Source organism: Pseudonocardia sp. MH-G8 (assembly GCF_002262885.1).
GTDB lineage: Bacteria > Actinomycetota > Actinomycetes > Mycobacteriales > Pseudonocardiaceae > Pseudonocardia.
The window spans coordinates 175,169-196,059 of record NZ_NKYF01000005.1; the positions used below are offsets into that span (position 1 = coordinate 175,169).

Genomic DNA, 20,891 nt, shown 5'->3' on the forward strand with positions numbered 1-20,891 from the left:
GCCCTCACCTCACAGACCGGGAGGCTCCGGGAACAACGGCCGATCACTCACGCTTCCATGAGTCAGGCTCATCGATCGCGGGGGAGGCGGTGTGGGCGGGCTGGAGGTCCGGGAGCTGGAGTGCTTCCTCGTGCTGGCGCAGGAGCTGCACTTCGGGCGGACGGGGGAGCGGCTCTACGTGTCCCAGAGCCGGGTCAGCCAGCTCCTGAGCTCCCTCGAGCGGCGCGTCGGCGCCCGGCTGGTGAGTCGCACCAGCCGCAGCGTGCGCCTCACCCCGCTCGGCGCGCGGTTCCGCGACGCGCTCGGGCCGGCCTACGGTGCGCTGCGCGAAGTCGTCGACGACGCCCGCAACGCTGCGCGCGAGGTGGCGGGCCGCCTGCGGATCGGGTTCCAGGGCACCGCCGACGACCGCCTGCTGGGCGCCGTCACGGCCTACCAGGACCGGCACCCCGGCAGCAGCGTCGAGATCACCGAGGTCGCGCTGTCGGATCCGTTCGGGCCGGTGCACCGCGGCGAGGTCGACGCCGCCGTGGTGCTGCTGCCGGTGCAGGAGGAGGAGCTGGTGCTCGGGCCGGTGTTCTCCCGGCAGCCGCAACGGCTCACGATCTCGGCGCGGCATCCGTTGGCGGCCCGGTACGAGGTGTCGGCCGAGGATCTGGGGGACGTCGCGCTGATCTCCGCCGCGGCTCCCGCGGGGGAGTACTGGCGCCGCGCGCACGCCCCGCTCGTCACGCCCGGCGGACGCCCGATCCCGGAAGGGCCCGCGGTCACCACCCTGCAGGAGGGGGTGTGGCTGATCGCGGCCGGGCGCGGCGCGATGCTGCTGTGCGAGCCGACCGCCGTCTACCACCGCCGTGCCGACGTCGTCGACATCCCGGTGACCGGCCTCCCCGAGACCGCCCTGGGCCTGGTGTGGCACCGCGACCACGAGAACGCGCGGATCCGCGCGTTGTCCTCGGTGGTGGCCGAGATCGTGCCGTAGCAGTGGGCGTACCGCATCGGACCACCCATACCGAATGGTGATCCCTGCGAGGAGTACCTCACGTCGTCGCGGCAGCACTCATGCACTGCTCGGGTTGATCGTCGGGTCGTGATCGTTGCGAGGGTCGCTGTCACGTCGTGCGCCACCAGCGCGCCCGGCGCGGCGGACGGATCTCCACCGACCCCGCCCGCACCGAGCCGGTGAGGCGGAACAACACAGTCGACGGGGTGTCGGTGCGCCCCCGTGATCGGTGCTCGACGCTGCTGAGGGTGACCTGCAGCGCGCTGTGGTCGACGCGGGCGCCCGCCGGGAGGCGCAGCTCCACCGATGCCGCCACCACCTCCAGCTCGATCTCCACGACCTCGTGCGGGATGCGGGCCTCGGTGAAGTCCAGCTCCGCCGAGCCCAGCGTGGTGCGCACCACGAGGTGCGCGGGCACGTCCCACACACCGCGGCGGGTGACGGCGCCGAGCGTGCTCCGAACCTCGTGGCCGGTGTCGGTGCTGGTGGGGACCGGGCGGGCGGTGGTGGGCCGCGCCGGCATCGGGACCTGGGCAGGCCGCTCCGGGTGCGTCAGGCCGGGCAGGTCCAGCAGCACGACGTTCAGCTCGCCGCGGGTGCGGGCGCTCACCACCGTGTCGACGCGGCGGGTGAACTCGTCGAGGTCGAGCAGGCCCGTGCCGGTGGCCCGCTGCAGCAACCCGATGACGTGCTCGCGTTCGGCGTCGGACACGCGCAGGGACCGGGCGGCGGTCGGATCGTCGGGCACGCCCTGCACGGTATCTGCGCGGGGCGCCCGGGTGCAGGCGGTCACTCCGGTCGCGTGACCGCGTCCCGCCTCCGGCCCATCCGTTCGAGGAACGTCTCGGCGGCGCGGGTGCCCCGGCGGAACAGCTCGTCCTGGTCGGCCTCGGTGAGGGAGAAGTCCAGTGCGGGGATCTCGTCGGTGTCCACGAAGATGGTGCGCCGGTTCACCCCCTCCTCCTCGAGGTGGTAGCGGTTCGCCTCGTCGTTCATCAGCGTGCGCAGGGAGGCGACCGCGATCCCGAGTGGGGTGCGCACCGCCTCGTCCGGCCGGTCGACGGGCGCTCCGGAGAGCTTGATCCCCCACGTCGGCCAGCGCGGCCCGCGGTCGTCGGTGCGGTCGAACACCGTGATCGGGAAGTTCGACAGCAGCCCGCCGTCGACCCACGTCGCCACACCGCGGCCGGTGCGCTGCTGCACCGGGCGGAAGAAGAACGGCGTGGCGGCCGACGCGCAGACGGCGTCGGCCACCCGCTGGTCGTCGGCAACCAGGTCGTAGCGGTCGTAGTCCCACGGCAGCCGTGCGAGCACCCGCCGGGTCAGATCGCTGGTGTGCACGACGAGGGCGTAGCGCTGGTAGGGCTCGAGGCTGGTGTCGGGGTCGGGCGGCAGGCGCAGGTCGGCGAACGTGTGGACGCCGACGGCCGCCAGTTCGCTCGCCAGCCAGCCGGTGAGCCGTGCGGTGTCGTGCATGCCGTTCTGCAGCAGCAGCGCGACGCCGTCGCCGATGGGGCCGGCCGCGCGCTGCAGGGCCGGCTCGTCGACGAGCTCGGCCAGCGGGGCGCGGCGCAGCACCTCTTCGAGCCCGTGCAGATCGCGGCCGGCGCGCTGGTGGGCGGCCACGAACGCCGCGACGATCGCGCCGGCGCTCGTGCCGGCGATCCGCGGGAACCGGTAGCCCTCGTCGGACAGGCGCAGCACCGCCCCGAGCAGGGCGATGCCTCGTACACCGCCGCCCTCGAGCACGAGGTCCACGTTTTGCTCGTCGGTCATTCCTGCCCCTCACCCGTCGCGGTTGCCGGGCACATCGTGGCTCAACCGCCCGTGCCGGCTCGCCCGGCCCGCACCAACAGGTACAGCAGCACGGGCGCGCCGACGGCGGCGGTGAGCACGCCGACGGGTAGCTCGTACGGGCTGACCAGGCGTCGGGCCGCCAGGTCGGCCGCGACGACGACGAGCGCCCCGACCCCGGAGGCGGGCAGGAGCCCGGCGGAGCGGGCGTCGAGCACGCGGCGCACGATCTGCGGAGCGACGAGGGCGACGAACGCCACCGGGCCGGCCGCGGCCGTCGCGAGCGCGGCCAGGACCACCGCGGCGGCAAGCAGGGCGGGTCGCGCGAGCCCGACGCGCCCGCCCAGCCCGCGGGCGAGCTCGTCGCCCAGTTCGAGCAGCCGCAGCTGGCGGGCCAGCAGGAGCACCGCCGGCCCGCCGACGGCCAGCGCCACGGCCACGGCGAGCACGTCCGGCCACGAGCGTCCGGCGACGCTGCCGACCAGCCAGACGGCGGCGCGGAACGCCTCGTTCCGGTCGGAGCGGGTGAGCAGGTACGACGCGGCCGCGTTCATGAATGCGCTGACCCCGATGCCGACCAGCACCAGCAGGTAACCGCTGAACCCGCCCCGGTACGCCACGGCGTAGACGAGGACGGCGGCCAGCGCGGCGCCGGTCAGCGCCCCGGCGACGATCGCCACCGACCCCGCGCCCACCACGACGATCATGACGACGGCGCCGGCGGAGGCCCCCGCGTTGATGCCGATGACGTCCGGGCTGACGAGCGGGTTGCGCGCCAGCCGCTGGAAGACCGTGCCCGAGAGGCCGAGCGCCGCGCCGACGCCCACGGCCACGAGCGCGCGCGGCAGCCGGTGGCGGACCACGATGTCGTAGGTGATCAGGGTGCCGTCCCCGGCGAGTGTCGCGACCACGTCGGCCAGGGGCATCGGGTAGTCGCCGACCGTCACCCCGTACAGCGCCACGGCGCACGCGAGGATCCAGGCCAGGGCCCCGAGCAGCACCGACGCCGGTGCCAGCCGGACGGACAGCCCGCCGCGCCGCACCACCTGAAGGCTTCTCACAGCTGCGCGCTCCGCCGCCTGCGGACCAGGTAGAGGAACACGGGGGCACCCAGGACGGCCGCGGTCACGCCGACCTGGACCTCTTCAGGGCGCAGCAGCACCCGACCGGCCACGTCGGCGAGCAACAGCACGAGCGCGCCGAGGAGTGCGGCCAGCGGCAGCACGCGCGCGTGGCCGGAACCGGCGACGAGGCGGGCGACGTGCGGCACGACGAGCCCGACGAAGCCGATCGGCCCGGCGACCGCCGTGGCGGTACCGGCGAGGACGACCACCGCGGTGAGCCCCAGCCCGCGCACGAGCCCGAGCCGGGTGCCGAGGCTGCGCGCGGTGTCGTCGCCGAGGGTGAGCGCGTCGAGGGGCCGGGCGAGCGCGAGCGCCAGCACGGTGCCCGCGACGACGAACGGGACGGCCTGGCCGAGCGTCGCGAGGTCGGCGCGGGTGAGCGAGCCGACCAGCCAGAAGCGGTAGCGGACGAACAGGTCTTCGTCGAGCAGCACGATCGCCGAGGTGAGCGAGTGCAGCAGCGCGGAGACCGCGGCGCCGGCCAGCGCCAGCTTCACGGGCGTCGCACCGCCGCGGCCGGCCGAGCCGATCGCGAAGACGGCCGCCATGGCCACCGCGGCCCCGGCGAAGCAGAACCACACGAAGCCGCCCAGCGACCCGAGCCCGACCAGGGCGAGCGCGACCACCGCGGCCAGCGAGGCGCCGGCGTTCACGCCGAGGACGCCCGGGCCGGCCAGCGGGTTGCGGGTGAGGCCCTGCAGCACCGCGCCCGCGGTGCCCAGTGCCGCCCCGGCCAGCAGTCCCGCGAGCGTGCGGGGCAACCGGACGTGCCGGACGATCAGGTCGGAGTCGCGCCCGGCGAAGTCGGTGAGCCCGCTGAGCACCTGCGCGGGTGTGAGCGGCTCGTTGCCGACGAGCAACGACAGCACCCCGGCACCGCAGACCGCGACGGCGGCGAGCCCGAGCGCGGAGACCGCGGCGCCCGTCCGGCGGCGCGGGGCGTCCCGGCTCGCCGCCGGGCCGGCGCGGGTGGCGCGGGCCGCGGCGAGGGGCGCGGTCATCGCCGGTCGGGATGCGCGAGGTCGGCCACCATCTCGGCAGCACGGGGCACGCGCACCCCGGCCGCGCGGTCGGCGAACAGGAACCCGTGCACCCGGCCCTCCCGCACCGCGGACACCCCGGCCAGCGCGGGGTGGGTGCGGATGCGCTCGGCGTCGGGCTCCGCGTCCGCGACTTTGTAGGAGCCGTCGCAGCAGGTGCTGGTCAGGATCACGTCCGGGTCGCGGGCGATGATCTCCTCGGCGCCCACGGGGACGTTGCGGCGGGTCGTCAGGTCGGCGAAGACGTTCTCCGCCCCGGCGATCTCCAGGATCCGGGTCGCGAAGTCCCGCCCGCCCGCCACGCGGAACGTGCCGTCGTCCTGCGGGGCCACCACGGCCACCCGGACCCGAGGAGCGCCGGCCACCCGCTGCTGCACCGCGGCGATGCGCGCCTGCATCTCGGCCACGAGGGCGCCCGCCCGCTCGTCGACCCCGAACAGCCTGCCCAGCTCCCGCACATCGGTGTAGACGTTCTCCATCGTGACCGAGGCCGGGTCGATGGCCTCGTCGGACAGGCCGTCCGCGCTCGGGCACAGCGGCCCGAAGATCCAGCTCTGGACACCGAGCTCGCGCAGGCTCGCCCGGGTGCCGATGGTCTCGGCGCCGCTCTCGGCGAACAGCCCGTTGTAGCCCGAGACGACGAAGTCGGGACTCGTCGCCAGCAACGCTTCTCGGCTGGGCAGCTGGGGGAGGTACTCGACGCCGGCCTGGGCGTCGGCGTACTCGGGCAGGACCTGCGCGTCGAGGAAGGCGGTGCCGACGACGCGATCACCGACGCCGAGGGCGTGCACCATCTCGATCGCCGGCTGGAAGGCGGCGTAGATGCGCTGCGGTGGGCCGGGGACCGAGACCTCGATCCCGCAGTTCGTGGCGGTGACCGCGCCGCCCGCCGCCGGTTGCGCGGCCTGTGGTGGTCCACCGCACCCGGTGAGCACCGCCGCCACCACCATGATCATCCCGATGCGCCGCACGGCGAGCGACACTACAGCTCATCTGAACAACTACTCAATTGTTGGCTCGACCGCACGGGCGTCGAGGAGGAAGCGCTGCGCGTGGGCGACGAACGGGCCGTGGCGCTCGATGGAGGCGTGCAGCTCCGCGAGCCGTTCGCGGTAGGCCTCCACGGTGAAGCCGGGTACGGTCCAGATCACCTTGCGCAGGAAGACGACCACGGCGGCGACGTCGCAGAACTCCATGCGCAGCGCTTCCCGGCGCAGGTCGAGGACCTCGAGCCCGGCGGCCTCCGCGGCGGCCGCGGCCGCCGCGGGCGCGGCCCCGGCGAACGCCGTGAACGGACCCGGCGACGGGTGGGCCGAAGTGGGATTCGGACCCATCATGAACTCGGTCAGCTCCCGCACCGAGCCTGCGCCGACGTGCTGGGCGAGGTAGGACCCGCCCGGGCGCAGCACCCGGCGCACCTCGTCGAAGCGGACCGCCACCGGGTGGCGGCCGACGACGAGGTCGAACCGCCCGGGAGGGAACGGCAGATCACCCAGCACGTCGGCCTCGGCGACGTCGGCGCCGAACGGCGCGAGGGTGCGCCGCGCGATCTCCACGTTCGGCGGCCACGCCTCGGTGGCCGCGAGCGTGGACGGGGGCGCGGGGAGCGCCCCCAGCGCCTCGGCGAGTACCTCGCCGCCGCCGGTCTGCAGGTCGAGCGCGGCCTCGGCGGCGGGCAGGCGGCCCGCGAGCAGGCGCGCGTAGCCCCAGGACGGGCGCTGCTCGGTGGCCCGGCCTGCGAACCAGGAGAAGTCCCAGCCCTCGGTGGGCACCGCGGCGCCCTCGGCGAGGAGATCGTCGAATCGTGCCATGCGGGCGAGGCTGGCAGACGGTCCCCGGACCCGCACCGCGTTTAGGCGCCGACCGCCTAGACGGTGCCCCCCGGGGGGAGGTTCAGGAAAGCCACATTCATGAACCTGCAGGGCATGAATGTGGCTTTCCTGAACCTCGGGAGGGGTGGGCGACGGGCCGACCCGGCGACCAAGATCCGCGGTATCGGTTGCTCATGGTCGTGGTGACAGCGATGAGCAACCGATACTCGAGATCATGGGCGGCTGAACGCCACGCCCGCGGCCGCGGCCACGATCTCTATCTGGTCGCCCAGTGCCCATTCCGCGGCGCGCGACGCCAGCTCCGCGGGCACGCCCGGACCTCCCGGGCCCGGCGGCACGTCGTACGTGGCGTGCGCGTCGTGGGGCAGGACCACCTCGAGCTTGCGCTCCAGGGCGCCGGCGGCGGTCGCGCTCACGCAGAACTCCGAGAGCACCCCGCAGACCGCGAGCCGGGTGACGCCGTGCGCGGTGATCAGCTCGGCGAGGCGGGTCTCCTCGAACGGGTCGTCGACCGTCTTGCGCAGCACCGGCTCCTCGTCCTGCGCGGCGAGCGCCAGCTCCCAGCCGGCGGTGTGCGGCTCATCGGGCTCGCCGGGCGGGCCGTCGTTCTGCAGGTGGACCACCAGCACCCCGGCGGCCCGGGCCGCGGCGAGGAGCACCCCGATGCTGTGCAGGACCGCCGGTGCGGCAGGGACTGCGCCCGGCCCGGACAGGAACCCGCGTTGCACGTCGACGACGATGAGCGCCTGCACCGGTCGGCGCGCGGAGGGGGTCACTGTCGCAGGAAGCGGGCGGCGGCCTCGGCGTAGACGTGGGCGCAACCGACGATGTCGGCCACCTCCACGAACTCGTCCACCTGGTGGGCGATCCACTTGCCGCCTGGCCCGTAGACGACCGTGGGGATACCGGCGTCGCGGGTGAGGATCGTGCCGTCGGTGGCGCCGGGTACCCCGCCGTAGCGGGCGGGCTCCCCGAGCACGGCCTCGTGGGCGCCGGCGAGCGCGGTCACCAGCGGGTGGTCCTGCGGGATGTCGACGCAGGGGCGGTCGTCGACGACGGACACCTCGGACGTCACCCCGTCCGGCGCGCCGGCCTCGGTCGCCAGCTCGTGGACCCGCGCCACGAGCGCGGCGTGGTCGACTCCCGGAACCGTGCGGACGTCGACCGCGACGGTGGCCCGCGCGGGGATGACGTTGATCTGTTCGAGCGAGCCGGCGTCGCTCACGGTGGGTGTCACGTACACCGCGCCGAGGTGCTCGTGCGCCGGGTGCGCCGCCTGCAGCCGTTCCTGCAGGTCGGCGAGCGCCACGAGCAGCCGCCCGAGCGCCGGCAGCGGGTTGCGGCCGTGCTGGGGCATCGCGCCGTGCGCCATCGCGCCGTGGAGGTCGACGCGGATCCGCACGGCGCCCTTGGCCGACGTGCAGATTTCGCCCTCCTCGGGCTCGCAGATGATCGCGCCGTGGACGCCGCGGGCGAGCTCGGTGCCGGCGAAGTGCTTGGCGCCGAGCATCATCCCCTCCTCGTCGACGAGCGCGCACACGAGCACCCGGCCCGGGAACGGGCCGGCCACCTGCAGCGCGCGCACGCCGTGCAGCATCGCCGCGACGCCGGACTTCATGTCCGCCGCGCCGCGCCCGTACAGCCGTCCGCCGCGGATCTCGCCGCCGTAGGGCTCGACGCTCCAGCGATCGGGATCGCCTTCGGTGACGACGTCGGTGTGGCCCTCGAACGCCAGCGTGCGCCCCGGCCCGCCGCCGCCCTCCACCACGGCGACGACGTTCGGCCGCCCCGGCGCCACCTCGGTGACCTGCGGGTCCCAGCCGAACGACCGCATCGTCTGGGCCACCAGCGCCGCGGCGGGCGCCTCCCGGGCCCCGTCCTCGTTCACCGTGCGCAGCCGCACCAGGTCGCGGGTCAGCGCGACGACGGCCTCCTCGTCGACGGGGTACGTCACGCGGGTTCCTCCCGAACGCCGTGGGCCAGGTCGAAGGTGGTGCGGCCGTCGAGAGCCCCGCGGATCGTGGGGACGGCGGCGACGAGCCGCTGCGTGTAGGGGTGCTCGGGGGCGTCCGCGACCCGCGCCGACGGCCCGAGCTCGACCAGCTCGCCACCGTGCAGCACCGCGATCGTGTCGCAGACGTGGCGCACCACCGACAGGTCGTGCGAGACGAACACGAGCGTGAGGCGGAACCGTTCGACGAGGTCGGCGAGCAGGTTGAGGATCTGCGCGCGCACCGACACGTCCAGGGCGCTCACCGGTTCGTCGGCCACCAGCACCGACGGTCGCGGCGCCAGCGCCCGGGCGATCGAGATGCGCTGGCGCTGCCCGCCGGAGAACTGGTGCGGGTAGCGGTCGCCCGCGTCAGCGGGCAGACCCACGGCGTCGAGGAGCTCCGACACCCGCCCGCGCACGTCCGGCTCCCGGCGTCCGGCCAGCGGCTCGGCGACGATGTCGCGCACCCGCATCCGCGGGTCGAGCGAGCCCATCGGGTCCTGGAACACCACCTGCAACTGCTCACGCAGGAACCCGAGGCGCCGCTCCGGCTGCCCGCCGACGTCGCGGCCGTCGAACGTGATCGTGCCGGAGCTGGGGGAGTCCAGCCCCGCGAGCAGCCGGATCAGCGTGGACTTGCCCGACCCGGACTCGCCGACCAGCCCGAACCGCTGCCCCGCCGCGACGTCGAACGACACCCCGCGCAGCGCGTGCACCGGCGGCGCGGCCTGCGTGAGCGAGGTGCGCGGCCGGCGGTAGGACCGCTGCAGATCGCGAACGGCGATGAGCGGCTCGCCCGGGCGCTCGCCCGGCTCCCCGAGTTCAGGAAAGCCACCTTCATGAACCTGCAGGGCAGGAATGTGGCTTTCCTGAACCGGGGCGGGTGGGGGCGCGGACGCCACCGGGTGGTGGCACGCGTAGCCGCCTTCCGCTTCCGCGCTCCACCCTGGGAGCACCGCGCAGTCCGCCGCCGCGTTCGGGCAGCGGGTGCGGAACACGCAGCCGTCGGGGAAGCGGCCCGCCGCCGGCACCGCGCCGGGGATCGTGCGCAGCCGCCCGTCGCTGCCGGAACCGGCCAGGTCGGACGCGGCGAGCAGCCCCTGCGTGTAGGGGTGGCGCGGTCGCGTGAACACCTCGCGAACCGGCCCGGACTCCACGATCCGCCCGCCGTACATCACCAGGACGCGCTCGCACACCGTGGCGACGACCGCGAGGTCGTGGGTGATGAACAGCAGGGCGGCGTCGCGCGCGGCCACCCCGGCGAGGACGAGGTCCAGCACCTGGGCCTGCACCGTGACGTCCAGCGCGGTGGTGGGCTCGTCGGCGAGCAGCACCGACGGGCCGTTGGCCAGCGCGATCGCGATCATGACGCGCTGGCGCTGGCCGCCGGAGAGCTGGTGCGGGTAAGCGCGCGCGAGCCGTTCCGGTTCGGGGAGCTGGACGCTCTCGAGCAGTGTCACGGCGGCGGCCCGTGCGCGGCGGCGGTCGGGCTGGGTACCGTGCAGCAGCATCACCTCGGCGACCTGGTCGCCCACCCGCATCGACGGGTTGAGCGCCGACATCGGCTCCTGGAAGACCATCGTCATCGCGGCGCCGCGGACGGTGGCCAGCCGTGCCTCGGGCGCGGCCACCAGGTCGTCGTCGATCCCCGCCAGCCGCACCGAGCCGGTGGCGCGCACGCCCTCGGGCAGCAGGCCCATCAGCGCGAGCGCGGTGAGCGACTTGCCCGAGCCGGACTCGCCGATCAGGCCCACCCGCTCGCCGCGGGCGAGGGTGAACGACACGTCGGATACCAGGCGCAGGTCGGCCGTGCCGATGTGGAGGTCCTCGACCCGCAGCACCTCGGCCGCCTTCGTCAACGCCCGGGTCACCGCTGGTCCACCAGCCTCGGGTCGAACCGGTCGCGCAGGCCGTCGCCGAGCAGGGTGAAGCCGAGCACGGCGAGCGCGATGGCCAGGCCGGGCCAGAGCGCGAGCTCCGGGGTCGTGTAGAGCAGCTGTTGGGACTCCTGCAGCATTCGCCCCCACGACGGCGTGGGCGGGCGGGTGCCGAAGCCGAGGAACGACAGCGCGGCCTCGGCGAGCACGGCGATGGCGAACGACACCGACGACTGCACCAGCAGCAACCCGGCGATGTTGGGCAGGACGTGCCGGGCGGCGATCGCGGCGGGCGGGCGGCCCGCGGCCCGCGCGGCGAGCACGTACTCGGTGGTGAGCACCTGCAGCGCCGCGCCGCGGGCCAGCCGGGCGAACGACGGCGCGGTCGCGATCCCGATCGCGACCATCGCCGTGAGCGTGCTCGGCCCGTAAACGGCCCCGAACATGATCGCGAGCAGCAGTGCGGGGAATGCGAGCACCAGGTCGCTGGTGCGCATCAACAGCTCGCCCAGCCACCGCGGGCCCATCGCGGCGAGGACCCCGAGCGGGGTGCCGACGACCCCGGCCAGCCCGACCGCGACCACCCCCACGAACAGCGTGGTGCGCGCCCCGACCAGCAGCTGGCTCACCACGTCGCGGCCGAACACGTCGGTGCCCAGCCAGTGCGCGAGGCTCGGCGGGGCGATCCGCGTGGTCGGGTCGACCTGCACGGCGTCGTACGGCGTCCAGACGAACGACACCAGCGCCGCGGCCACCACCACGCCCACGAGCACCGCGCCCGCCGTCAGGCTCGCCGGGCGCTTCATGCGGCTCTCCGCAGGCGCGGGTCGAGCACCGTGTAGGCCACGTCGACCAGGAAGTTGACCACCAGCACGGCCAGCACCAGCACGATCACCACGCCCTGCACGAGCAGCAGGTCGCGGTTGGCCACGCCGTCGAGCAGCAGGCTGCCCAGCCCGGGGATCACGAACACCCGCTCGACGACCACCGCGCCGATCAGCAGCGTGGCCAGCTGCAGGCCCAGCACCGTGACGACCGGGATCGCCGCGTTGCGCAGCCCGTGGCGCACCAGGGCCCGGCCCGGGGTGAGCCCCTTCGAGCGCGCGGTGCGCAGGTAGTCCTCGCGCAGCACGTCGAGCACCGCGGAGCGGACGTAGCGGGTGAGCACGGCGCCCTGCACCAGCCCGAGCGCGAGCGCCGGCAGGACCAGCTTGCTCAGGAACGCGGCCGGGTCCTGCGCGGGCGGTGTCCACCCGCCGGAGGGGAACCAGCCCAGCTGCACCGCGAACACCGTGACCAGCAGGATGCCGGCCAGGAAGCTCGGCACGGCCACGCCGACCTGGCTGAACGCCGAGATCACGGTGCCGCTCACGCGCCTGTGCCGGACGGCGGCGAGCACCCCCATCGGCAGCGCCACCACCAGCGCGACGGCCATGCCCGACAGCACCAGCCAGGCCGTCACCAGCAGGCGGTCGAGGACCTGCGGGCCGATGTCGAGCTGGGTGACGTAGGAGCGCCCGAAATCGCCCACCGGGAGCCCGCTCACCCAGTCCAGGTACTGGACGACGAGCGGGCGGTCCGTGCCGAACGCCGCGCGGGTGGCCGCCACGGCCTCCTCGGTGGCGTTCAGGCCCAGCGCCACCCGGGCCGGGTCGCCGGGCAGCACCGTCATGAACGCGAACACGACCACTGAGGCCACCACGAGGCCGGCGACGAACACGGCCGCGCGACGGAGGAGCTGCAGCAGCACGGCTACGCGCGGGAGAGCGCGGTGAGGTCGAGCGACTCGCCGATGCGGTTCTCCGGCAGCCCTCGCACGTCCGCGTCGGCGACGATCAGGTTCGGCAGCAGGAACAGCCAGTCGGCGGCCGCGTCCTCGGCGATCAGCCGCCCCACCGACTGCAGGGCGCTGACCTGCTGTTCCTGGGTGCCCTGCTCGGACTCCGCGAGCAGGCGCTGCACCTCCGGGTTGTCGTAGCGCCAGTAGTACCCGGGGTTGCCGAAGGTGCGGATGTCGCGGGGCTCGACGTGGCTGACGATCGACAGGTCGTAGTCGGCGTTCGTCAGCACCTCCTCGAGCCAGCGGGCGGGGAACTCCAACGGCTCGATCTGCGTGGTGATCCCGACCGCGGAGAGCTGGCTCTGCACCACCTGCGCGGCCGCGACGGCGTAGGGCAGGTTCGCGATCCGGAAGCGCAGCGTCGGGTTCGGGGTGCCGGCCTCGGCGAGCAGCGCGCGGGCGGCGTCCGGGTCGAAGGGGGTGACGTCGGGCAGCGGCTGGTACCACGGGTCGGTGGGCGGGACCATCGTGTCGATCAACGTTCCGCGCCCGGCCCACGCGGTGTCGAGCACGGCCTGGTGGTCGATCGCCATCGCGATGGCGCGGCGCACCCGGGGGTCGCCGGTCGGGCCGGCCGCGTTGTTCATCGCGAGGGTGACCTCGCCGTTCGTGGTGCCCTCGATCACCTGGAACCGGTCGTCACCCTCGAACTGGGCGAGCGACTCCGGTGCCTGGACGGTGCCGATCACGTCGATCCCGTCGGTGAGCAGGGCGTTCGTGGCGGCCGTGGCGTCGTCGAAGTACTGCAGGACGACCTGCTCGATCGCGGGCGCCTCGCCCCAGTAGTCGTCGCGGCGGGCGAGCACCAGCGCATCACCCCGGCGGAACTCGGCGACCGTGTACGGGCCGGTGCCCACGGGGGCGTTCGCGAGATCGCCGACGCCGGAGGGGTCGAACATCGCCCCGATGCGGGTGGTCATGCGGAACAACCAGCTGTTGCTCGGCTGCGCGAGCGTCACGCGCGCCTGCGTCGGGGACACCACCTCGACGCCCGAGACCACGCTCATGCCGTCCTTGAGCGAGATCGTCCACTCGTCGGACTGCACGCGCTCGATGCTGAACTTGACGTCGTCGGCGGTGAACGCCTCCCCGTTGGAGAAGGTGGCGCCCTCGCGGAGGGCGAAGTCGTAGACGAGCCCGTCGGGGCTCATGGTCCAGGACTCCGCGAGCGCCGGCACGATCTCGCCGGTCTCCTGGTCCAGCGCCACGAGGCCCTCATACACGTTGACCAGCAGCGCCTCCGGGATGGCGGCGCCGTCGGTGCGCGTGAAGTCGAGGTTCGCGGGCTCCGCCGTCAGCCCGATCCGCAGCGGGGCGTCCGGCCCGCTGCCCGCACCGCCGCCCGGGGAGGCGGTGGAACCCGCGGAGCACCCGGCGGCGAGCAGCGCACCGGCCAGGACGACGACGGCCGGGCGGAGGAACGATCGCGACACCGAGAGATCCTCTCAGAGCGCATGACGCAGGTCGAGGAGCGCGGGTGGCGCGCCCCGAGCGGGCTCACGAGCCGGTCGCGTCGCCGATCGAGACCGTCCGGAACTCGGGGCGGCCGTTGACCGGGAGCTCGAAGCCCTGCACCTGGTTGCGCACGGCGAAGTTGTTGCGCAGGTCGGCGGGGAAGATCCCGACGGCCTCGTCCCAGATCAGCTGCGCTGCCTGCGCGTAGAGCTGCTCGCGCTCGCCCTGGTCCAGCGAGGCGCGCGCGGCGAGCAGCAGCCGGTCGAGCTCCGGGTTGCAGTAGCCGTTGCGGTCGGCCGAGCAGACGTAGAGCCGGGCGAGGGTGAAGTCGGCGTCGCCGGTGCCGGTGGTGTTGGTCTGCAGGTTCAGGTCGAAGTTCTTGGTGTTGAGGTCCTGCAGCCATTGCGGGCGTTCCTTCTCCAGCGGATCGACGGTGACGCCGACCGTGGCCCACGCCGAGACCATGGCCTGCGCGAGCGCCCGGATGTTCGGCCCGCCGTCGCGTGGCCACTGCATCGAGACCTGCAGGCCGTCTGCGTGCCCGGCCTCGGCGAGCAGCGCCCTCGCCCGGTCGGGGTCGTGGGGGTAGGGCTGCAGCGCAGTGGCGCCGAAGACGTCCTGCGTGATCGGGGCCCGTGCCACGCTCGCGCTGTCGCCGAACAGGTCGCCGATGATCGCCTCGAGGTCGAGGGCGTGCCACAGCGCCTGCCGCACGCGCACGTCGTCGAACGGCGGGCGGGAGGAGTTGAACCAGGTGAAGTAGTAGGTGAAGCTCGGCCCGCTGCCGTAGGTGATGTCGGGCTGCCCGTCCACCTCCGAGACCTGGTCCGGCGGGATCGACTGCAGCACGTCCACCTCGCCGGTGCGCAGCGCGGTGATGCGCGCCGCGGTCTCCGGGATGCTGACGATCTCCACGCGGTCCAGGGTGGCCTTCTCGCCCCAGTGGGAGTCGTTGCGGCGCAGCACCACGCGGTCGTCGGGCGTGAAGCTCTCGAAGACGAAGGGCCCGGTCCCGACCGGCAGCTCCCAGTACGCCGGGTCGTTCACGCGGTCGGCCGGGCCGATGAACACCAGCGAGAGGGTGCTCGGCAGCGTGCCGAGCGGTTCGGTGGTGCGGAAGGTGACGGTGCGGTCGTCGGTGGCCTCGACCGCCTCCACGGCCGCGAACAGCGGGGCGAGCGACCACTCGAGCGCCTGACCCCGTTCCACCGAGGCCGTGACGTCGCGGGCGGTGAGCGGCGTCCCGTCGCTGAAGGTGACGCCGTCGCGCAGGTGGAAGACCCACGTGTGGTCGTCGACCGGCTCGAACGACTCGGCCAGGAGCCCGACCGGCTCCCCGTCCTCCATCGTCACGAGGGTCTCCAGCACCTGCTGCACCGCGGTCTGCGTGGGTTCCTCCGCGGGGTACTGGTGCGCGTCGAGCGACACCGGGAACAGCGCGGGGGAGTAGCGCAGGACCTGCTCCCCGCCCGCATCGCCGCCGCCCGAGGTGGTGGTGCAGGCCGACAGCGCCATGGCACCGGCGAGGACCGCCGCGACGAGCACGGCGCGCAGCCTCCGTCCGTTCACGGGTTCGCTCCTTCTCCGACGGTCGTGCTGAACGCCGCGACCACGGGCTTGTGGTCCGACGGAGCGGAGCCGTCGTGGAAGAACTCGACGACCTCGCTGGTGCGGGGGCGCAACGCGCCGCGGAAGAACAGCCAGTCGATGGCCTTCGCCGGCGACTGCACCGGCGACAGGCGCGTGCCCCGCCCGGTGCTGAACGGCATCGGGACGACCGGGTGCGTCGGCGGCGACGGCGAGCCCAGCGCGGTGAACGAGTCGAGGAAGCCGGCGTTGCCCAGCTCCCACAGCGGGCCGCCGATGTCGTTGACGTCGCCGGTGAGCAGGCACGGCCCGTCGCCCGCCAGCTCGTCGAGAGCGGCGATGACCGCGCGGACCTGCGGGACGCGTCGGTTGACGCCGTCGGCCCGCTCCTGCGGGTGGCCCGGCCAGGTGAGGTGGACGGTCGCGAGGAGGAGCTCGGTGCCGTCGCCGGCGCGCAGCCGCACCCAGAACAGCCCGGCCGTGGGGTCGAGGATGCCGACGTCGCGGACGCCGTGCTCGATGCGGGTGAACAGGTCGCGCCGCCACCACAGGTTGCTCTGCTTCTCCCAGCCCGGGTGCGTGTCCACGACCCGGTCGTGGCCCGTCAGCTCGGCGTCGACGAGGTCGCGCGAGCCCGCCCGCAGCTCCTGGGTGGCCAGCAGGTCCGGCGGCCGGGTCCGGAAGAGCGCGCGCAGTGCCGGTTCGCGCTCGACCAGGTGCGCGTCACCCCACAGGTTGCAGGTCATGGCGACGAAGGTGAACACGTGGCCTCCTCGGGCAGCGTGGGCGCGGGCGTGTTGTAGGCGACGAGGCGCGTGGTGCGGCTCCCGTCGCCGGCCAGGACGAACTCCAGCTCGGTGGCCGAGCAGTTCGTCGGCGCGTCGAGCCCGCGGTGCCCGCCCGCGGGCAGGGCCATGGCCTCGGCGGTGGCGACCCGGACCGGGCCGCCGTGGGTGAAGACCACGACCGCGTGCCGGCTCCCGACCGGCGTACCGGCGAAGGGTGCGAGTGCGTCGTCGAGCGCGGCGGCGACGCGCACCCGTACCTCGGCGAACGTCTCGCCGCCGCCGCGCCGCACGTCCTCGCCGCGCCGCAGCGCGCGGATGGCGTCGGGGAACTCGGCAGCGATCTCGCGGATGCCGCGTCCGCTCCACGTCCCGACCGCCGCCTCCCGCCACCGCGGGTCGACGCGCGCGGCGAGTCCGGTGCGTGCGAGGTGGGGCGCCGCCGACTCGGAGACCCGGACGAGGTCGCTGGCCAGCACGAGGTCGGGCGCGCCGTGGCGGCCGACGAGCCCGTCGGCGATCGCGCGGGCCTGGGCGTGGCCGCGCGGCGTGAGTCCGGGGCCGGTCTGGCCCTCGAACCGGGCGGCCGCGTTGCCCTGGGACTCGCCGTGGCGCACCAGGACGACCCGCACCGCGCGCCAGTCGGCGAGGTCGGGGTCGTCGAGGACGCTGTGCGTGTTCACGGGGCCACGCCCGTCAGCGGCTCGGCGAAGTGGCAGGCGCTCGGGTGCCCGTGGCGTTCCACGAGCGCGGGTGCCTCCTGCGCGCAGCGGGTCACGGCTTTGGGGCAACGGGTCCGGAACCGGCACCCCGACGGCGGATCCGTGGGCGAGGGCAGGTCGCCCTGCAGCAGGATGCGCGCGCGTCCGGGCTGGTCCCACGGCCGCGGCACCGGCGCCGCGGAGAGCAGGGCCTGCGTGTAGGGGTGGGTCGGGCGGGCGAACAGCTCGTGACGCGGTGCCTGCTCCACGACCCTCCCCAGGTACATGACGGCGATCTCGTCGCTGATGTGCCGCACGACCGACAGGTCGTGGGCGATGAACAGGTAGGTCAGACCGAGGTCGCGCTGCAGGTCCTGCAGCAGGTTGAGCACCTGCGCCTGCACCGAGACGTCGAGCGCGGAGACCGCCTCGTCGCAGATCACGAGCTTGGGCCGCAGGGCCAGGGCCCGTGCGATCCCGATCCGCTGGCGCTGGCCGCCGGAGAACTGGTGCGGGTAGCGACCCGCGTGCGAGGGGTCGAGCCCCACCCGTTCCAGCAGCTCGCGCACCTCGCCCGCCCACCGCGCCCTGGGCACGACGTCGGGGTGGATCTCCCACGCCTCGCGGACGATCTGCTCGACGGTGCGGCGCGGGTTCAGCGACGCGTACGGGTCCTGGAAGATCATCTGGATGTCGCGGCGCAAGTGGCGCATCTCGCGGGCCCCCACCTCGGCGAGGTCACGGCCCTGGAACAGCACCTGCCCCGACGTGGGCCGCTCCAGCCCGATGACGGTGCGGGCCAGGGTCGACTTCCCGGACCCGGACTCCCCGACCAGCCCCAGGGTGCGCCCGGGGTGCAGGTCGAACGAGACCCCGGCCACCGCCTGCACGGCCCCGACGCGTCGGCGCAGCAGGGCCGAGCGCAGCGGGAAGGTCGTGTGCAGGTCGCGGACCGACAGCAGGGGGTCACCCACCGTCGAGCACCTCCTCGGCGCGGTGGCACGCGGCGGCCCGGCCCGCCCCGGACACGGCGCGCAGCGGCGGGCGTTCGGCGCGGCAGCGGTCGACCGCGTACGGGCAGCGGGGGTGGAACGGGCATCCCGACGGCAGCGCGGCGAGGTTCGGGGGCGCCCCGGGGATGGGGGTGAGGCGCTCCTGGTCGCCGGCGACACCGGGTAGCGACGCCATCAACCCGGCGGCGTACGGGTGGGCCGGGCGCTCGTAGACCTCGCGGATCCGGCCGGTCTCGGCCGCCCGACCGGCGTACACGAGCAGCATGCGATCGGCGACGTCGGCCACCACCCCGAGATCGTGCGTGATCAGCACCATGGCCATCCCGTACTCCTGCTGCAGGCCCGCCAGCAGGTTCATGATCTGCGCCTGCACCGTGACGTCCAGCGCCGTGGTGGGCTCGTCGGCGATGAGCAGCCGCGGGTCGAGCGCGATCGCCATCGCGATCACCACCCGCTGCCGCATGCCGCCGGAGAACTGGTGGGGGTAGTCGTCCACCCGCTTCGCCGCGTCCGGGATGCCGACTCGCTTCATGAGGTCCACGGCCGCGGCCTTCGCCTGCCGCCGCGAGGCCCCGCGGTGCCGGCGGAACATCTCGCCGATCTGCGCACCCACCCGGAACACCGGGTTGAGCGAGCAGAGCGGGTCCTGGAACACCATCGCCATCTCCGGGCCGCGCAGTCGCCGCACCTGCGCCGCGGGCCGGGTGAGCAGGTCGACTCCGTCGTAGACGATCCGGCCGCCGGTCACCCGGCCCGCCGGGCGGGGCAGCAGCCCCATCACGGCCTGCGCGGTGACGCTCTTGCCGCTGCCGGACTCGCCGAGCACCGCGAGCGTCTCGCCCGGCGCGACCGTGAAGCTCAGCCCGTCCACCGGCGTGATCGGGCCGGCCGCCGTGGCGAACTGCACGCGCAGGTCGGTGACCTCCAGCAGGGCGGACGACGGGTCGGCGGCGGACGCGCCGGGGCCCTGGGGAGCGGGAAGCGTGGTCACAGGCTCTCCAGGCGCGGGTCGTAGCGGTCGCGCAGCGCGTCACCGAGGACGCCGAACGCCACCACGAGCAGGGCGAGTGCGATGCCGGGGATCGTCGCGATCCACCAGGCCTCTGCCAGGTAGTTGCGGCCGTTGGCGATCGTGACGCCCCAGCTGGGCGTGCTGGTCGGGGTGCCGAGCCCCAGGAAGCTCAGCGAGGCCTCGGCGAGGATCACGTGCCCGAGCTCCACCGTGGCCACCACCAGCACGGGGGCCACACAGGCCGGCAGGATGCAGCGGCGCACCACGTGCCAGGTGCGCGCCCCGAGGGTGCGCGTGGCGTCGACGTACTCGCGGCCGCGCACGGTGAGCACCTGGCTGCGCACCACGCGGGCGAACGTGACCCAGTTGGACACGGCCAGCACGATCACCACGTTCACGACGCTCGGGCCGAGCAGCGCGGCGATGAAGATCGCCAGCAGGATCGAGGGGAACGTGAGCTGCACGTCGGCCAGGCGCATGAGGACGCTGTCGAGCCAGCCCCCGAAATAGCCGGCCACGACGCCGGCCGTCACGCCGATCAGGCCCGCGAGCAGCAGCGTCGCCACGCCGACCGCGATGGAGACGCGCGCGCCCTGCAGCATCTGGGCGAGCAGGTCCTGCCCCACCTGGTCCGTGCCGAACACGGCCAACCCGCCGTCGCTGGTGGGCGAGCCGGGCGGGAGCAGCCGGTCCGCGGTGCGGGTGACGACGGAGTCGTAGGCCAGCAGCACCGGGCCGAGGACCGCGGCCACCACGTAGACGGCCACGACGGCCAGCGCGCACCGGATCCGCACGGTCCCGGGACGGCGCCGCCGCCCGGAGGCCGGTTCCGGCGCGGCGGCAGGGCGGGTCGTGGGTCGGTCGGTCACGTCCGTCATGCCCTGCCTGCCAGTCGCACCCGGGGATCGAGGTAGCCGTACAGAACGTCGACGACCAGGTTGACCAGCACGAACCCGGTGGCGATCACGAGCACCGCGGCCTGTACGACGCCGTAGTCGCGGTGCGAGATGGAGTCGACGAGCAGCCGCCCGACCCCCGGCCAGGAGAAGACGGTCTCCACGATCACGGTCCCCCCGAGCAGCGAGCCGAGCTGCAGGCCGACGACCGTGATGATCGGGATCAGGGCGTTGCGGATCGCGTGCGGGAAGATCACGACCCGCTCGGGGAGGCCCTTGGCCCGCGCGGTCTGCACGTAACCCTCGTGGATCACCTCGAGCAGCCCGCTGCGGGTCAGCCGTACCAGGATCGCGAGGAAGGGCAGCGCCAGCGTGCACGCGGGCAGCACCATGTGCGCGGGCGATCCGGTGCCGGCGCTCGGCAGCAGACCGAAGGTGCGCGAGAGCACCAGGATGAGCACGATGCCCAGCCAGAACGACGGCATGGACTGGCTGACCAGCGAGAAGACCGAGACGATCCGGTCGATCGCGGTGTTGACGCGCAGGGCAGCGACGATGCCGAGCGGGATGCCGACCAGCAATGACAGGCTCAGCGCCACCACGGCCAGCTCCGCGGTCGCGGGAAGGCGATCGACGACGAGGCCGAGCGCGTCGCCCGACAGCCGGTAGGACGGGCCGAAGTCCAGCCGCACGACGTCGGCGAGGTAGGTGCCGTACTGCACGAGCAGCGGCCGGTCCAGGCCGAGCTGGGCGCGCAGCGCGGCCACCTGCTCCGCTGTGGCGTCCGAGCCGAGGATGAGCAGCGCGGGATCGCCGGGTACCAGCCGCAGCACCAGGAAGATGATCGTGACGGCGCCCCAGAGGACGAACACCGAGAAGGCGAGCCGCCGGACGAGGTAGGCCGCCATCAGCGGCTCCGACGTGTCACGGAATGCATCA

20 protein-coding genes are annotated in these 20,891 nt (G+C 74.2%); 1 reads left to right on the forward strand and 19 read right to left on the reverse strand.

Translation table 11 applies throughout. The annotated features are described in order from the left end of the window. Window positions 1–91: 91 nt before the first annotated feature. Window positions 92–982, forward strand: coding sequence for a LysR family transcriptional regulator (locus CFP66_RS14895; RefSeq protein ID WP_094924246.1), 891 nt, complete (start codon window positions 92–94; stop codon window positions 980–982). Between the two features lie 130 nt (window positions 983–1,112). Here the strand turns inward: CFP66_RS14895 and CFP66_RS14900 are convergent, their stop codons facing one another. The 19 genes from CFP66_RS14900 to nikB form a co-directional block, all read right to left on the reverse strand. Then, entirely contained in the window at window positions 1,113–1,751 is a 639-nt protein-coding gene (locus tag CFP66_RS14900; RefSeq protein WP_233159444.1) for a DUF1707 domain-containing protein, read from the reverse strand. Window positions 1,752–1,792: 41 nt separating this feature from the next. Next, window positions 1,793–2,779 (reverse strand): patatin-like phospholipase family protein, encoded by a 987-nt coding sequence (locus tag CFP66_RS14905; protein WP_094924248.1) that lies wholly within the window; start codon window positions 2,777–2,779, stop codon window positions 1,793–1,795. A gap of 41 nt (window positions 2,780–2,820) precedes the next feature. After that, window positions 2,821–3,858: an iron chelate uptake ABC transporter family permease subunit gene (locus tag CFP66_RS14910; RefSeq protein ID WP_094924251.1), complete on the reverse strand. Its 1,038-nt coding sequence runs from the start codon at window positions 3,856–3,858 to the stop codon at window positions 2,821–2,823. Further along, a complete protein-coding gene (locus CFP66_RS14915; RefSeq protein WP_094924254.1) occupies window positions 3,855–4,922 on the reverse strand; it encodes an iron ABC transporter permease in 1,068 nt (355 codons plus the stop codon). Before CFP66_RS14915 ends, CFP66_RS14910 begins: the two co-directional genes overlap by 4 nt. Further along, window positions 4,919–5,944: an ABC transporter substrate-binding protein gene (locus tag CFP66_RS14920; RefSeq protein WP_233159445.1), complete on the reverse strand. Its 1,026-nt coding sequence runs from the start codon at window positions 5,942–5,944 to the stop codon at window positions 4,919–4,921. Before CFP66_RS14920 ends, CFP66_RS14915 begins: the two co-directional genes overlap by 4 nt. An 18-nt stretch (window positions 5,945–5,962) precedes the next feature. Next, window positions 5,963–6,772 carry a methyltransferase domain-containing protein gene (locus tag CFP66_RS14925; protein ID WP_094924257.1) on the reverse strand — a complete coding sequence of 270 codons (810 nt, stop codon included), beginning with the start codon at window positions 6,770–6,772 and terminating at the stop codon, window positions 5,963–5,965. Between the two features lie 233 nt (window positions 6,773–7,005). Beyond that, window positions 7,006–7,569 (reverse strand): isochorismatase family protein, encoded by a 564-nt coding sequence (locus CFP66_RS14930; protein WP_094924260.1) that lies wholly within the window; start codon window positions 7,567–7,569, stop codon window positions 7,006–7,008. Beyond that, the gene (locus tag CFP66_RS14935; protein ID WP_094924263.1) at window positions 7,566–8,747 is read right to left on the reverse strand and encodes a M20 family metallopeptidase; all 1,182 of its coding nucleotides are present in this window, start codon (window positions 8,745–8,747) and stop codon (window positions 7,566–7,568) included. Before CFP66_RS14935 ends, CFP66_RS14930 begins: the two co-directional genes overlap by 4 nt. After that, a complete protein-coding gene (locus CFP66_RS14940; protein WP_198961456.1) occupies window positions 8,744–10,657 on the reverse strand; it encodes an ABC transporter ATP-binding protein in 1,914 nt (637 codons plus the stop codon). The genes CFP66_RS14935 and CFP66_RS14940 overlap by 4 nt, the downstream gene beginning before the upstream one ends. Beyond that, the gene (locus CFP66_RS14945; protein WP_094924266.1) at window positions 10,654–11,469 is read right to left on the reverse strand and encodes an ABC transporter permease; all 816 of its coding nucleotides are present in this window, start codon (window positions 11,467–11,469) and stop codon (window positions 10,654–10,656) included. Before CFP66_RS14945 ends, CFP66_RS14940 begins: the two co-directional genes overlap by 4 nt. After that, window positions 11,466–12,410 carry an ABC transporter permease gene (locus CFP66_RS14950; protein ID WP_369805070.1) on the reverse strand — a complete coding sequence of 315 codons (945 nt, stop codon included), beginning with the start codon at window positions 12,408–12,410 and terminating at the stop codon, window positions 11,466–11,468. The genes CFP66_RS14945 and CFP66_RS14950 overlap by 4 nt, the downstream gene beginning before the upstream one ends. A gap of 5 nt (window positions 12,411–12,415) precedes the next feature. Continuing rightward, window positions 12,416–13,936 (reverse strand): ABC transporter substrate-binding protein, encoded by a 1,521-nt coding sequence (locus tag CFP66_RS14955; protein ID WP_233159446.1) that lies wholly within the window; start codon window positions 13,934–13,936, stop codon window positions 12,416–12,418. 64 nt (window positions 13,937–14,000) lie between these two features. Beyond that, window positions 14,001–15,527: an ABC transporter substrate-binding protein gene (locus CFP66_RS14960; protein WP_094924272.1), complete on the reverse strand. Its 1,527-nt coding sequence runs from the start codon at window positions 15,525–15,527 to the stop codon at window positions 14,001–14,003. Next, the gene (locus CFP66_RS14965) at window positions 15,524–16,309 is read right to left on the reverse strand and encodes an endonuclease/exonuclease/phosphatase family protein (protein WP_094924275.1); all 786 of its coding nucleotides are present in this window, start codon (window positions 16,307–16,309) and stop codon (window positions 15,524–15,526) included. The genes CFP66_RS14960 and CFP66_RS14965 overlap by 4 nt, the downstream gene beginning before the upstream one ends. Further along, window positions 16,288–17,013: a histidine phosphatase family protein gene (locus CFP66_RS14970; protein ID WP_158228108.1), complete on the reverse strand. Its 726-nt coding sequence runs from the start codon at window positions 17,011–17,013 to the stop codon at window positions 16,288–16,290. Before CFP66_RS14970 ends, CFP66_RS14965 begins: the two co-directional genes overlap by 22 nt. Beyond that, window positions 17,010–18,005: an ABC transporter ATP-binding protein gene (locus tag CFP66_RS14975; protein ID WP_094924281.1), complete on the reverse strand. Its 996-nt coding sequence runs from the start codon at window positions 18,003–18,005 to the stop codon at window positions 17,010–17,012. The genes CFP66_RS14970 and CFP66_RS14975 overlap by 4 nt, the downstream gene beginning before the upstream one ends. Then, window positions 17,998–19,035 (reverse strand): ABC transporter ATP-binding protein, encoded by a 1,038-nt coding sequence (locus CFP66_RS14980; RefSeq protein WP_094924284.1) that lies wholly within the window; start codon window positions 19,033–19,035, stop codon window positions 17,998–18,000. The genes CFP66_RS14975 and CFP66_RS14980 overlap by 8 nt, the downstream gene beginning before the upstream one ends. Then, window positions 19,032–19,934, reverse strand: a complete 903-nt coding sequence (locus tag CFP66_RS14985; RefSeq protein WP_094924287.1) for an ABC transporter permease — start codon at window positions 19,932–19,934, stop codon at window positions 19,032–19,034. The genes CFP66_RS14980 and CFP66_RS14985 overlap by 4 nt, the downstream gene beginning before the upstream one ends. Next, window positions 19,931–20,860 (reverse strand): nickel ABC transporter permease, encoded by a 930-nt coding sequence (gene nikB / locus CFP66_RS14990; protein ID WP_094924290.1) that lies wholly within the window; start codon window positions 20,858–20,860, stop codon window positions 19,931–19,933. The genes CFP66_RS14985 and nikB overlap by 4 nt, the downstream gene beginning before the upstream one ends. Between the last annotated feature and the right edge of the window lie 31 nt (window positions 20,861–20,891).

Bases quoted from the DNA above. Each gene is read 5' to 3' on its own strand.
- CFP66_RS14905 (WP_094924248.1), bottom strand. From the start codon at position 2,779: ATGACCGACGAGCAAAACGTGGACCTCGTGCTCGAGGGCGGCGGTGTA.
- CFP66_RS14915 (WP_094924254.1), bottom strand. From the start codon at position 4,922: ATGACCGCGCCCCTCGCCGCGGCCCGCGCCACCCGCGCCGGCCCGGCG.
- CFP66_RS14925 (WP_094924257.1), bottom strand. From the start codon at position 6,772: ATGGCACGATTCGACGATCTCCTCGCCGAGGGCGCCGCGGTGCCCACC.
- CFP66_RS14945 (WP_094924266.1), bottom strand. From the start codon at position 11,469: ATGAAGCGCCCGGCGAGCCTGACGGCGGGCGCGGTGCTCGTGGGCGTG.
- CFP66_RS14985 (WP_094924287.1), bottom strand. From the start codon at position 19,934: ATGACGGACGTGACCGACCGACCCACGACCCGCCCTGCCGCCGCGCCG.
- nikB (WP_094924290.1), bottom strand. From the start codon at position 20,860: ATGGCGGCCTACCTCGTCCGGCGGCTCGCCTTCTCGGTGTTCGTCCTC.